The sequence below is a fragment of the Paraburkholderia sp. RL18-101-BIB-B genome, from assembly GCF_046026985.1.
Taxonomy (GTDB): domain Bacteria; phylum Pseudomonadota; class Gammaproteobacteria; order Burkholderiales; family Burkholderiaceae; genus Paraburkholderia.
Genome location: NZ_JARESV010000020.1, coordinates 112058 through 125204, shown reverse-complemented (window position 1 = coordinate 125204; position 13147 = coordinate 112058). Strand labels below are relative to the sequence as shown.

Below are 13147 nucleotides of genomic sequence, written 5' to 3'. Positions count from 1 at the left end.
TCCGCGCTTTGGAGATCGCCATGACCGACCCGCAACGTCCCACGCCACCGTTTCCAAACCAGCAGCAGGACCAGACGCCGGGGCAAACCGCGCCCATGAAGCCGCAACCGGATCACGGTGAGCAATCGTATAAGGGCTCAGGGCGTCTTGCCGGCAAGGCCGCCATCATTACCGGCGGCGACAGTGGAATCGGCCGCGCTGTCGCGATTGCGTTCGCGCGTGAGGGCGCGGACGTGTTGATCTCCTACCTCAACGAAGACGACGATGCGCGCGAAACCGCGCGCTGGGTGGAGGAGGCCGGCCGCAAGGCGTTGCTGCTGCGTGGCGACATCACGAACCCGGCGCACTGCAAGGAGATCGTCGAGCGAGCCGTCGAGGCGTTCGGGCGCCTCGACGTGCTGGTCAACAATGCGGCCTATCAGATGAGCTATCCGTCGCTCGAAGACATCAGCGATGAAGAATGGGACAAGACTTTCGATACCAACATCGGCGCGATGTTCAGGATTACGCGGGCGGCGGTGAAGTATATGAAGCCAGGGGCGTCGATCGTGAATACGTCGTCGATCAATGCGGATCATCCCAATCCGGGGTTGATCGCCTACGCGACCACCAAAGGTGCGATTCAGAATTTCACCGGCGGTCTTGCTCAATTGCTGGCGGAGAAGGGCATACGGGCGAATTGTGTCGCGCCCGGGCCGATCTGGACGCCTTTGATTCCGTCGACCATGCCGCGCGAGAAAGTCGAGAAATTCGGCGAGCAGGTGCCGATGAAACGCCCGGGGCAGCCGGCCGAACTGGCCGCCGCCTATGTGATGCTCGCCTCCGATGAAGCGAGCTATATCTCGGGCGCAACGATCGCGGTGACGGGCGGAGCGCCCATTATCTAAGATCACACGCGCGTACCACGTTGCGTCAGCTATTTCACTGGCCTTCCGAGGGTGACCTGCGAACCGCCGCTGTTTCCGTGAACTTCAAATCGCGGCGCACGTCCCGTCTCCTGGCTGATGACGGGCGGCGAGAAGAGGGTGAGGACGTAGCAGCAGGGCGCCCGCTTTCCACCAGTTGACGAGACAGCGCTTCAAGCTTTTTGCGAAGGAGTTCGCTCGCCGCGATTTGTTCGTCGAGCGCAATGTCCCGTGATGCGAGTTCTCCTTCGACGCTCGCGCAACGTGTCATCGACGTCGCCAACTGGGTTTTCGCCGCAGCGAGCGCATCGCGCAGCTGATCTCGTTCTGCCTGATGCGTGGCCTGCGCCTCGGCCATCCGATCGATAGCGGCCTGCAGTTCCTGGCGCGTCTGGCGCGCGGCCGTCCGCTCGCTGTCGATCTCCAGGAGCGCCCGCTTTTCAGTCGCGGCGAGGCGCTGTTCGCTCTGATTGTGCATGACGCGTAGCTTGCTCAACTCCTCGGCGAATTCCCGTCTGGCTTCCGACAGCGCCGTGGCGGCGGCCGCACTTTCGTTTCTGGACTGCGCGAGCTGATCAGCGAGCATGGTTTTGGCGGTTTCCAGTTCGACGAGGCGCGCGAGCGCCTTTGCGTTTTCAATGCGAACGTTTGCCGCGTCGCGGGACGTCTGCTCGGCGGCGGCGATCGCAGCGTCGCGTTCCGCAGCCAATCCTCGTGCATGTTCGCGTGCCTCGACTATTTGGCGCTGCGCATCTTGCCTGAAGACTTCCAGCGCCGCGTTGGCCGCGTCGCCCGATAGCCGCCAAAGCGTCGCCGCCAGTTCGCCTGCGGCGCTCGCGACCTCTGGCGGCAAATCTGGTTGCCCGACGTCGACCCGCGTCTTGTCCCTGACTTCCGTCCAGAAGTCCCGCAAGGCTTTCGCCGGAGCGCTCATGCTGCCTTTGCGAACAAGCTGATAGAGCTTGTTCGCTGTCGGCGTTTCTCCGTAACGGAAGAACATCAGCGCGCAAACCTCACGATAAAGCCCCTGCGTGTCCGGGACGCGTTCACGTAACGCTTCGATATCGGCTTCGAGAGTCATGGGAATCCTTAGGCGCTGTAATGTCCGGATATGTTGATAATACAACGTATAACGTTGATTATACAATTTACTTCTGTACGCTACACGACATTAGTACTATAATGTCGCGTATGATGTGCCGAATGCTTTTCGCGCAAGAATCTCGTCTTTGGAACCTTCAAAACCGTGCCTGATGCTCAACTCGTCACCGTTCAGCCCGTCGAATCGCTAGTCGTTCCCGAAATTCTCGACGGTCGTGACGGCACCAACCGTGGCGCAGCCGGTGGCTCACAGCTGTCGGCCACCAACGATCTGGACGCCGTCCGCGCGTGGCTGTCGAACTACGCCGACACCAAGACGACGTTCGACAACTACCGCAAGGAAGCCGAGCGGCTGCTGCTGTGGGCGGTCGTGCAACTCGGCAAGCCGCTGTCGTCGCTGACACATGAGGATCTGCTGCGGTTCAAGGGGTTTCTCGTCGATCCGCAGCCGGCGGCGCGCTGGGTTTCGGCCACCGGCGGCAAATTTCCCCGCGGCGACGAGCGCTGGCGTCCGTTCAATGGGCCGCTGTCGCCGGCCAGCCAGCGTCAGGCGCTGATCATCCTGAACGCGATGTTCACGTGGCTGGTCAACGCCGGCTATCTGCGCGGCAATCCCATGGCGCTGCTTCGACAGCGCGCCAAACGCTCCGCGCCCCGAGTGACGCGCTATCTGTCGACGTCGCTATGGGATGAAGTGAAGGTGTTTGTCGAGCAACTGCCGCGCGAGTCTGCCGATGAGCGGGCGTATTACGCCCGTAGCCGCTGGCTGACGACGCTTTTCTATCTTCAGGGCATGCGGATATCTGAAGTCGCCGGCGGGAAAATGGGCGACTTTTCCCGCCGGCTAGGCGCTGACGGCAAAGATCAGTGGTGGCTTGAAACGCTCGGCAAGGGGAACAAGGAGCGCATCGTCCCCGCCTCGCCTGAGCTGATTCAGGAAATGCGGCTTTACCGAACTGAAAATGGTTTGGCGCCTCTGCCCACCCGGAGCGAAGAAACACCGTTGGTCATTCCATTCAGAGGCCGGAACCGGAATCTGTCCCGCTCCGCCATTCACGACGCGATCAAGAGCATTTTTGGCAATGCCGCCAGTTGGTTGCGCTCCAAAGGCGCCGAGTTCGCCGATCGAGCGGACGAACTGGAAAGAGCATCGGCGCACTGGCTTCGACATACCGCGGGTTCGCATCAAGCAGACGGCGGTGTGGATCTGCGGACGATCCGTGACAATCTGGGCCACGTGTCACTCAACACGACCAGTCTTTACCTCCATACCGAAGACGATGCGCGCCATCGCGAAACAGTCGATCGCCACCGCATGAACTGGGACGATTCCAAACCTGAGGGGAAGTGAATCCGGCCGGCCCTGACCGCCCTGCAGCGGGTGCCAGAGCCGTCCCATCTCACTTGCGCTTAAGTTGCGAAATATCCCGCACCGCGCCGCGATCAGCCGAGGTCGCCAGCGCGGCGTAGGCCTGCAACGCTTGCGACACCACGCGTTCACGATTCACCGGCAGCCAGGCCTTGTCGCCGCGTGCCTCCATGGCTTCGCGACGGCGCGCCAGTTCCGCGTCCGACACCACCAGGTGCATCTTGCGGTTGGGAATGTCGATCTCGATCACATCGCCCTCTTCCACCAGGCCGATGTTGCCGCCTTCCGCAGCTTCCGGCGACGCGTGCCCGATCACCAGCCCGGACGAACCACCCGAGAAGCGGCCGTCGGTAAACAGCGCGCAGGTCTTACCCAATCCCTTGGACTTCAGATACGACGTGGGGTAAAGCATTTCCTGCATGCCGGGGCCGCCCTTGGGACCTTCGTAACGGATCACGACCACGTCGCCCGCCACAACCTTGTCGCCCAGAATGGCTTCGACGGCGTCGTCCTGGCTTTCGAAGACGCGAGCGCGTCCGGAGAAGATCCACTGCGATTCGTCGACACCGGCGGTCTTGACGATGCAGCCCTTGTCCGCGAGGTTGCCGTAAAGCACGGCGAGGCCGCCGTCTTTCGAATACGCGTTCTGCTTGCTACGGATGCAGCCGGTCTTGCGGTCGGTATCCAGCGACGCGAACGTGGCTTCCTGGCTGAACGCAACGGTGGTCGGAATGCCGCCCGGCGCCGCGCGGAAGAATTTCTGCGCTTCTTCGCCCGCGTCGCCGGCCACGTCCCACTTGGCGATGGCGTTGCCCAGCGTGCCACTATGCACATTGCCGCACGACAGGTCGAGCAGTTCCGCGCGGGCCAGCTCGCCGAGAATGCCGAGAATGCCGCCGGCACGATGCACGTCTTCGATATGGTATTTGTCGGTGGCGGGCGCCGCTTTGCACAGGCACGGCACCTTGCGCGAGATGCGATCGATGTCGGACATCGTGAAATCGACGCCGGCTTCCTGTGCCGCTGCCAGCAGGTGCAGCACGGTATTGGTCGAACCGCCCATGGCCACGTCGAGCGCCATGGCGTTCTCGAACGCCTGCTTGCTCGCGATGCTGCGCGGCAGGACCGACACGTCTTCTTCCTGATAGTAGCGGCGGCACAGGTCCACCACCAGGCGGCCGGCCTGCTCGAACAGGCCCTTGCGCCAGGCATGCGTGGCGACGATCGTGCCGTTGCCGGGCAGCGCCAGACCGATCGCTTCGGTCAGGCAGTTCATCGAGTTCGCGGTGAACATGCCCGAGCAGGAACCGCACGTCGGGCAGGCGCTACGCTCGACCTCGGCCACTTCGGCGTCGCTGATCTTCGGGTCGGCCGCCTTGATCATCGCGTCGATCAGGTCGATCTTGGCGATCACCTGGCCATCCGTCGGCGATTTGACCTTGCCCGCTTCCATCGGACCGCCGGAAACGAACACGACGGGGATGTTCAGGCGCATGGCGGCCATCAGCATGCCCGGCGTGATCTTGTCGCAATTGGAGATGCAGACCATGGCGTCGGCGCAGTGCGCGTTGACCATGTACTCCACCGAGTCGGCGATCAGTTCGCGCGAGGGCAGCGAATACAGCATGCCGCCGTGACCCATGGCGATGCCGTCGTCCACGGCAATGGTGTTGAATTCCTTGGCGACGCCGCCGGCCGCTTCGATTTCCTTCGCGACCAATGCGCCGAGGTCGCGCAGATGCACATGGCCCGGCACGAACTGCGTGAACGAGTTCACCACCGCAATAATGGGCTTGCCGAAATCACCGTCCTTCATTCCGGTGGCGCGCCACAAGGCGCGTGCGCCGGCCATGTTGCGGCCATGGGTCGAAGTTTTCGATCGATAGTCAGGCATCTGTGTCCTCAGGTATTGGGGTCGTCGACATTGGAATTGTGCCCAGGCCGCCACATGCACCATCGCGAACGGCGACCGGCGCGGCGATTGCCGCAGGGTGGCCCGCAATGGCGCGCGCGTGCGCGTGCGGCTGGGAAGGTACGAATAGTGCGAGAGGACGCTTAAGACGTCCAATATATTTTTCCGGTGCAATTAAGTCGGAAAAGATATTAATGGACGGTCGGCGCAGGCGAGGAAGTGGCGGTTGCGTGAACGTTCCGCCGGGCGGCGCATCAGCGGAAACCGTATTCAGGGTTGCCACGATCGAAAATGGATTCGCTCCACTGACGAGGCACGACATCTTCGAAGCGGATCAGCTCCAGCAGGCCGCCCTGTTCGTCCCACGCGGCTTCGCCACAGGGCCAGGTGTGCTGAAGATCGAACAGCAGTCTGACGCGCGGCGCGTAATGCGCGGGCGGTCCTGACGGAGCGGTCCATGTCCACGCAAGCAATCGCGTGCCGTGCGCGTTCATGAGTTCGATGCGGCCCGGCTTTTCGCTGAGGCCCTCTTCACGAAAGCTGCGCGCATCGTGCTCGACAGTGCGCGCGATGAACTGCAAGCCGAGATCCCGGACGCTATGGCGGGACTGGGCGTGCGCGAACGGGCCGTCGACGGCGACCTTGCCCGACACGAGACGCAGCCGGCCGCCCAGATGGCCGAACATGCTTTTCGGGTCCGTGGTTTCGTCGTAAAGGATCTCCTGGCCCGCATGAGCGCCATCAGGCAGCCATTTTGCGTAGACTTTTCGAGGGCTGTGCTGGTATCGGATAAGCATGTGATCGGGGCGCTCCGGCCATCTTCCGGATATGCGCTCCTGACGGAACATGCTGTATTCGTAGGCGTCTTCGGCAATCATGTCGGACTTCGCGTACTCGACGAAGGCCTCAGGCTTCATCGCGTCCATCAGGGCGAGGATCTGATCGTCGGTCAGGGACAGAATCGAGTGGTTTTCGATCCGCGTGCGCAATGACGCTGCCTGTTCGCGAGCCGGGAGACACCGGAACTGCTCGATATCCGCATTCACGGTATCCGACGCGACAGCATTCGCGCATTCCGCCGCTGTCCCGGATGAAGCCGGCGCAATCGGGCTGGTCGATTGGGCGAACGCGCCCATTGAGACGATCAGGCACGTCAAGGCGAGCCCATGCAACAACGTCCGCGCGATTGTCCGCCATCCCGCAGCAGGCAGCGTGCGCCGGCGTACCGGATGATTGGAGATGCCAAATCCGCAAAACGTCATGGGTTTAATCCGTGGCTGGTTTACCGGCGTTTGAAGGGTTGCCCTAGCATGCTGCATGCGTCGATCGCCATGGGTCGCAATTGCGCCTCAGAGAGTTGACCGGTCAGCGCGCAGCCCGTTCCCTGGCTCCCCCAGTAGAACGTGCTGCGATTACCGTCACGAAACAGGCGGAATGCTGTCGCATCCTTTGGAACCGCTGCGACGTACATCGTGAGCCGGGCGCCTGCCGTGTTCTGATACATGAATTGCGCGGCAGGCCCGGACTCGCCGGGCAGCAGGCGGCCGCCCATCAGCGAATACCCATATTCCCGAAGCGAAGCCACCGTCAACTGTCGATCGAGGCGCCGTGACAACCAGTTGATCAGTTGATCGCGTTGCAGCGCCGCGACCTCCACGGGGTGGCGTTGCTCGGGCGCGTACACCGCGAAAGCGATGTCGGCGCGCTCCGCGAACACGGGTGGAGCGGCCGCGAAATTCGCCGACACCCAACCGGATGACGAGCCGAGCGCCACGCCCATCGCCATGCAGGAGGCTGCGAGGCCAGCCTGCCGCCACCACGGCGTGAAGCGGCGGCGCACGACGATGCAGCGCGCGTCGTCTCGCGGATCCCTGAACAATGCAGTCAGCGCGGCTTTTTGCGCGCGGTAGTCGCCCACGCGTTCGGCCGCTCCCAGGTCGGTCGCCAGCCAAAGGAGCGCGGCTGCGCGCTCCGACGCGGAGAGTTCATTGTCGGCAAACGCCGATAGCGGCCGCAAATCGGTACCACCCAAGTCTTGAGTCCTCCGGTCACGGTCGTCGTTCATGGCTCGTTTGCAGGTTGCAACTACCCTGCCCTGATGCCTTTCGATGACGGAATGCCGTCCGTCGCAGATCCACGCACACGCGCGGTGAATCGGAGCCCGCGGCATAACGCCTTCTTTCTAGCCGGGAATGACGTTCCGGCACAGAACGGGCTCGAAATATCCGGCGTCAATACCGTGAGTAAACGTCCGTAGGGGGCGCTCTATTCCAATCGTATGAAGTGAGCGTTTGCCGTTGCGGAGCCGTGAATATTTGTGGCGCAAGGCTCCGCCCGCCGCTCAGGCGAGTCAATTTCGCCAAGCCTACTCAGCATGAAGGTTTACGCGAAAGATGGAATAGGCGGTCGCACCGGATCGTTTAGACAGCATGTCCGAACCAACGGCAGACTTCGATGAACATTCGACAGCAGCACTTCATTCGGCCTGTCGGCAGCATGCTGCTGATGGCATCCGTCGCGTTGGTCGCCGGCTGCGGAGGCGGTGGTGGTAGCGGCAGCAGCACGTCGATGGTTTCGATCGGCGGCACTGCGGCAACCGGCAAGGCGCTTGCGAACGCGACGATCAACATCGACTGCGTACGGGGCTCGATGTCGGTTGCGGCGGATGCGAACGGGAACTACCACGCGACGCTCGGCGCAGTGATGCCCTGCCTGATCTCCGCGACCTCCGGCGTGACGATGCTGCATTCCGTTGCATTCGCCGGCGGCACGTACAACGTCACGCCGGAGACGGATCTGCTGGTGTCGTATCTGGCGGCGCAACTCGGCACGAATGAAACCGGACTGATCGCCGGCTTCGGGGTGAACACACAGTTCCAGCAGACGCTCGCGAATCAGACCGACGTGCTGACCGCGCAGGCCGCGGTCGTCCAGAATCTACAGCAAACGTATGGTGTTACGCTGTCCGCACCCAATTTCCTGACCACCACGTTCGCTGCCGGTCAGCCTAGCGAGGACAGTGATCTCGAAGCCCTCCTCGCTCGCGGCGCCATCGACGCCAACGGTGAACCGGCCGCCGCCGCCGTCGCGCTGATGGCCACGGCGGGAGCGGCACATCCGATTGCGGTATCACCGAATAACAGCACGGGTGGGACCGGGGTCGGCGGCATTGGAAGCTCGGGCGGCATGATGTGACCCGACAGGTCGAGCCACATGACGCCCGCGAGTCAGAGCAATTCCATGGTGACGTCCCCCGCTAAATGGCTGCGGCTGGAGCTGGAAGAACGCGCGCGAAACAGAGTCGTGAACTCTTCCGCCGGCAGAGGTCGCGAAAAAAGATAGCCCTGTCCCGCCTGGCAAGACCATTCCCGAAGGAGCCGCGCCTGCTCATCCGTTTCAATCCCCTCGGCCGTGACAGACAAGCCAAGAGACTGCGCCATGGAGATGACGGCTCGAACGATTGCGTCGTCCTCGGCACTCGTGCCGATGCCCTGAACGAAGGAGCGGTCGATCTTCAGCACATCCAGCGGCAGCTTGCGAAGATAGCTTAGCGACGAGTAACCCGTACCGAAGTCGTCGATTGCGATCGTTACGCCAAACTCTTTCAGCCTTCGGAGCGTCTCGATACTCTTTGCCGTATCCCGCATGATCAGACCTTCCGTGACCTCCAGTTTCAACGCCGCTGCGCCGATCTGAGCACTGGACAGCGCCGCCGCCACGTCGGCAACGAGGTTGGGATCATCGAACTGCCGGGGCGAGAGATTGACACTGATCTGCAGGGGCGGCTCGGTTGGGAACTCCTGCTGCCAGCGGGCGACTTGCTGGCAAGCCTCTTCCAGCACGTATCGTCCGAGCGGGATGATCAGGCCGCTTTCTTCTGCAATCGCAATGAACTCGGACGGCGGCAACAAACCTCGCGTGGGGTGCTGCCACCGCACGAGCGCTTCCATTTCACTGAACCCTGCCGCCTGAAGCTGCATGATGGGCTGAAAATACACGCGTAGTTCACGATGCTCGATCGCGTAACGCAGATCCGTCTCGATCTCCAGCTTCTTGACGGCTTCGGTGTGCATGTCCTCTTCGAACACCACATAGCGGCCCTTGCCGCCGTTCTTGGCCCGGTACATCGCAACGTCGGCGTCCCGCAACAACGTTTCAGCATCGCCGCGGCCACCGCCGGCGCGCGCAAATGCGAGCCCGACGCTCGCGCTGACGATGTACTGCTTGTTGTCGAGATCGAACGGTTGACTGAACTGGGCAAGGATGTTGTCCGCGACCAGAGTGCCTTCGCTGGTTGCTTCACTGCCGAGGTGTTCCAGCAGGATGACGAACTCGTCTCCGCCCAATCGCGCGACGGTATCGGAAGGACGAACGCAGCCTTCGAGGCGCTTGGCCGCTGCGATCAGCAGCCGGTCTCCCACGTGATGTCCAAGACTGTCATTGACGCGCTTGAAGTTATCCAGGTCGATGAAAACGACGCCGATCATCGCATTGCGTCGACGCGCGCGAACTTCGGCCTGACCAATCCGATCGAGCAGCAGTGCGCGGTTCGGTAACGCGGTGAGCGTATCGTAGAACGCCCTTCGTGCGAGTTGCTCCTCGAAGTTCTTTCTTTCGGTGATGTCGCTCGCTGTTGCCACGATCGCACCGACCGCCGGTTCGTCGAGCAGATTCGTCAAAGTAAGCTGAATATAGCGCCAGTTATCGCCCTCGCCTCGCGTGCGAATCTCGATCGACTTCGTGGATCGAGCCGTCGACGCCACGGTTTGCAACAGATCCGCCAGCGCGGGACGATCAGTGGGATGAATCGGACCGAGCAGACTGGTGCCGACGAGCTGACCCATGTTCCGCAACGGATCCGGTCTTCGCGTCGGCGCCTCGTAAGTCACTGTCCCATTGACGTCGGAAACGAGTATCGCGTCCGACGTGTTCGCGACAAGCGCCTGCAGCCGCTGTTCGCTCGTGCGTAGTGCATCCTGGGCCGCCGCGTCCGCGTTCTTGCGAATACGCCGCAGCATCTGCAGAAACAGCAGCGTCAGCCCCACCCCGATCGCCAGAACCACCGGGGTCGATATCAGAACGATCCGTTGCACGGCAACGAGCCGGTTGAGTTGCGTCGTCGCATCGTCGCGATGCTGTGCCGCTGCTGCAAGGACCTGGTGCTCGATATCGTCGAAGAGCGGATCGGCGGAATCCTCGTCGATCTCATTGGCTTTGGCGATGTCGTGATCGTCGACGGCCTTGAACATCGGCTTCGCGAACGATCGATACTTCGCGTGCTTCTCCAGCAGGCCGAGCAGCATCGTGCTGCTGCCGGGTTCAAGCACCATCGCCTTCTTCAGCGAAGCATCCAGTGCCGCGCCGGCTTCGCTGTGCTCCCGCAGAACTTCCGGACGTGGGTCGAGGAAGTACTTGCGTTCGGCCGACTCCTCCCATGCGACGCTATAGCGGGCTTCCTCGAAAGCGTTATCCGCCTCGTTGGCGGCTTGCGCGGCGAAACCGGCGCTCAAGCTTTCATAGGCTCCCCAGAAGGCCAGAAGCGGCACGCTCAGCAGAACGAGGATCAGTCCAAATACTGCGGTGCGCCGCGCCGGCGGTACATTCAATGCCGACTGCTCCAATGGGTCTGCCCCTGAATTGCCTCGCCACAGGTAACGACGCCTTTGGGTATCTTTCTTTCTGGTCACGATTGCTCCAATGTGGAACGTCACGTCGACGGGTTGATCTGTTCGAGCAGGCTGGGCGGAAGGCCATCAGAGGTGCCGGTCTTCTGGGAGAAGACGCGCGCATCCTGAAGTCGTGGCCCTGAGCGTGACTCAATTCATTCCTTGACTCCGAATCGCGTCGATGACGAACGACGCTGATTCCGGCCCGCGTTTTATCGGACCACCGCTTGTTTACGGCACACGCCGGATTTTCTGGAGGTCTCGCGCTGTCGTTCCACGCCGGGAACATGGTTTTGCCGTAGACGGATTTTGTTCGCCGGCTTTTCGCACGATCATAGACACCATTCCCGCTCGCGAAAGCGAGCCGACAATCGTAGCGAGGAGACAGTATGCAAGCGGCCATTCCGACGCCAACGGGCTGTAGTGAGCAAGCAGAAGCCGCCCGATTCCGCTGGGTGATTCTATTTTTCGCGTGGGCCGGGCTCATGCTGAGCACGGTCTGCCGCCTCGCCTGGGGAACGCTGGCACTTCCCGCAGGACAGTCGCTCGGGCTTCCCATTGCCGCCCTCGGTGTGTTTGTCACGGCGTTCTACGCGGGCTACGTTCTCTCCAATGTCGTGGGTGGTGTCTCGACCGATCGGATCGGTGGCCGCACAACCCTGTCGGTCTCCCTTTTCGGCCTCGCAGTCGCGACGTTCTGCTTCGGGTACACCCCATCATTAGCTGTGGGGCTCGTATTGCAATGCATCATGGGGCTCACCGCGGGCGCCGACTACGCGGCCGGCGTGAAACTCGTTTCGACATGGTTTACCCGGCACGAACGCGGCAGAGCCGTCGGTCTGCTGATGAGCGCGTCGTCCATCGCGGTCATCGTGACCAACGCGGTTCTGCCTGGCGTCGTCACCCAGCTTGGCTGGCGCAACACCTATCACGGACTCGGTATTTGCGCGCTGATACTGGCAATCCTGACTGCGGTGATCGTCCGCAACCATTCCATCCATTCCGACGTCAATCTGTCGGGACGCACCTCGGAAAAGTTGCGTCTGAGGACCCTCCTCACGCGCAACTTCGTTTTGCTTGCGCTCGCCGGCTGCGGCGGGTTCTGGGGCACACTTGGCTTTGCGTCATGGGCGATTTCGCTCATGGTCAAAGGACATCACCTCGTTCCGGTGCAAGCAGGGTTCATTGTGGCGATCGCAGGGGTTGCAGGGCTCGTCAGCAAACCGTCGATCGGCTGGCTCTCCGACAAACTGGGCGGACGCCGCAAAGCATTGACAGTCGCGTCGTTTCTCTTCTTCTTTGTGGTTCTGCTGGCGTTCGGCCAGCTTTCAGATATCGATGCATTTCGTCTCGCGGCTCCGTTCGTCGGTATCGGCGCATTCGTCTACAGCCCGCTGCTGGTGACGCTGGTTGCCGAACAGAGCGGCATCAATCGGGCTGGCTCTGCCGCCGGCATCGCGAATGCGGTCTGGCAGTCGGGCTCGGCGATGTCGCCGGCTGTCGTAGGTCTCGTGTTTCAGGCTAGCCACTCATTTCAGATGGCCTTTGCCGCGCTCGCAGTGGGCCCGCTGCTGGGCGCGATCTGCATGCTGTTTGTGAAAGAGCACGTCAGCCGATAATCATCCGGCGACCTGCGCCATGCCGCGACAAACATCGCCCGCATGGCGCTTCAAGTTGCAATAGCCATGTTTCAACTTCCGACCAGCACGCCTGGGCAAAAGCGCCACCATCATCAAGAGAGGACTGGAATGAACCACATTACCCATACTTTCGATACGCCGTGGAGATCGCATCAGATTGAAGGATCACGCGGCTACGAATTCATCTTCAACATTCTGGGCACCGAATACACCGATGCCTACAACATCGATATTGCGAAGGTGGCTCCAGGCGGATATTCGCCATTGCATATTGATCAGGATAACCACGCGTTTTACATCCTCGACGGCGAAGGCGAAATTGACATCGCCGATAAGTGTTTTCAGGTCAAACCAGGATCAGTCGTGCGGATTCCGCGCGGCGTGGTGCATGCGATCCGAAATATTGGCGAGGGCTGGTTGATGTTGCTTAGCATTTATGACCCGCCTCGCATCCGCAAGCAGCAGGCGGTGGAAACCACCTGAGGTCGATCGTTTGAGGGGGCTGGCGATTGGGCGTGGCGCCCAGACAGGCCGCTGCGGTCTTCAGTCCGCAG

Annotated in this window: 10 protein-coding genes; 5 read left to right on the top strand and 5 right to left on the bottom strand. The window is 61.7% G+C overall.

Translation table 11 applies throughout. The features are described from left to right. Positions 1-20: 20 nt before the first annotated feature. Positions 21-887, top strand: coding sequence for an SDR family oxidoreductase (locus P0D73_RS26040; RefSeq protein ID WP_132374575.1), 867 nt, complete (start codon positions 21-23; stop codon positions 885-887). A 34-nt stretch (positions 888-921) separates the two neighbouring features. On the opposite strand, the gene P0D73_RS26035 is transcribed toward P0D73_RS26040, so the two are convergent. Beyond that, on the bottom strand, positions 922-1986 hold the full coding sequence (locus P0D73_RS26035) for a DNA-binding protein (RefSeq protein ID WP_408433337.1): 1065 nt from the start codon (positions 1984-1986) through the stop codon (positions 922-924). A gap of 165 nt (positions 1987-2151) precedes the next feature. On the opposite strand from P0D73_RS26035, the gene P0D73_RS26030 reads away from it, so the two are divergent. After that, positions 2152-3357, top strand: a complete 1206-nt coding sequence (locus P0D73_RS26030) for a tyrosine-type recombinase/integrase (RefSeq protein ID WP_408291283.1) — start codon at positions 2152-2154, stop codon at positions 3355-3357. A 49-nt stretch (positions 3358-3406) separates the two neighbouring features. On the opposite strand, the gene ilvD is transcribed toward P0D73_RS26030, so the two are convergent. The 3 genes from ilvD to P0D73_RS26015 form a co-directional block, all read right to left on the bottom strand. After that, entirely contained in the window at positions 3407-5269 is a 1863-nt protein-coding gene (gene ilvD, locus P0D73_RS26025; RefSeq protein WP_408291281.1) for a dihydroxy-acid dehydratase, read from the bottom strand. Between the two features lie 272 nt (positions 5270-5541). Next, entirely contained in the window at positions 5542-6549 is a 1008-nt protein-coding gene (locus P0D73_RS26020; protein ID WP_165923840.1) for a DUF1571 domain-containing protein, read from the bottom strand. A 20-nt stretch (positions 6550-6569) separates the two neighbouring features. Then, a complete protein-coding gene (locus P0D73_RS26015; protein WP_408433334.1) occupies positions 6570-7352 on the bottom strand; it encodes an anti-sigma factor family protein in 783 nt (260 codons plus the stop codon). A gap of 389 nt (positions 7353-7741) precedes the next feature. Between P0D73_RS26015 and P0D73_RS26010 the strand changes: the two genes are divergently transcribed. Beyond that, positions 7742-8482 (top strand): hypothetical protein, encoded by a 741-nt coding sequence (locus P0D73_RS26010; protein WP_408433332.1) that lies wholly within the window; start codon positions 7742-7744, stop codon positions 8480-8482. A gap of 32 nt (positions 8483-8514) precedes the next feature. Here P0D73_RS26010 and P0D73_RS26005 read toward each other — a convergent pair whose 3' ends face one another. Beyond that, the gene (locus P0D73_RS26005; RefSeq protein ID WP_408433330.1) at positions 8515-10893 is read right to left on the bottom strand and encodes a putative bifunctional diguanylate cyclase/phosphodiesterase; all 2379 of its coding nucleotides are present in this window, start codon (positions 10891-10893) and stop codon (positions 8515-8517) included. Positions 10894-11342: 449 nt separating this feature from the next. Between P0D73_RS26005 and P0D73_RS26000 the strand changes: the two genes are divergently transcribed. Both P0D73_RS26000 and P0D73_RS25995 read left to right on the top strand, forming a co-directional pair. After that, positions 11343-12572 (top strand): MFS transporter, encoded by a 1230-nt coding sequence (locus P0D73_RS26000; RefSeq protein ID WP_408433328.1) that lies wholly within the window; start codon positions 11343-11345, stop codon positions 12570-12572. 129 nt (positions 12573-12701) lie between these two features. Continuing rightward, positions 12702-13076, top strand: a complete 375-nt coding sequence (locus tag P0D73_RS25995; RefSeq protein ID WP_408176847.1) for a cupin domain-containing protein — start codon at positions 12702-12704, stop codon at positions 13074-13076. Positions 13077-13147 lie beyond the last annotated feature (71 nt).

What these genes read in the sequence shown, in the direction of transcription:
- P0D73_RS26040 (WP_132374575.1), top strand. Translation starts at nt 21, where the DNA reads ATGACCGACCCGCAACGTCCCACGCCACCGTTTCCAAACCAGCAGCAG.
- P0D73_RS26035 (WP_408433337.1), bottom strand. Translation starts at nt 1,986, where the DNA reads ATGACTCTCGAAGCCGATATCGAAGCGTTACGTGAACGCGTCCCGGAC.
- ilvD (WP_408291281.1), bottom strand. Translation starts at nt 5,269, where the DNA reads ATGCCTGACTATCGATCGAAAACTTCGACCCATGGCCGCAACATGGCC.
- P0D73_RS26020 (WP_165923840.1), bottom strand. Translation starts at nt 6,549, where the DNA reads ATGACGTTTTGCGGATTTGGCATCTCCAATCATCCGGTACGCCGGCGC.
- P0D73_RS26015 (WP_408433334.1), bottom strand. Translation starts at nt 7,352, where the DNA reads ATGAACGACGACCGTGACCGGAGGACTCAAGACTTGGGTGGTACCGAT.
- P0D73_RS26010 (WP_408433332.1), top strand. Translation starts at nt 7,742, where the DNA reads ATGAACATTCGACAGCAGCACTTCATTCGGCCTGTCGGCAGCATGCTG.
- P0D73_RS26000 (WP_408433328.1), top strand. Translation starts at nt 11,343, where the DNA reads ATGCAAGCGGCCATTCCGACGCCAACGGGCTGTAGTGAGCAAGCAGAA.
- P0D73_RS25995 (WP_408176847.1), top strand. Translation starts at nt 12,702, where the DNA reads ATGAACCACATTACCCATACTTTCGATACGCCGTGGAGATCGCATCAG.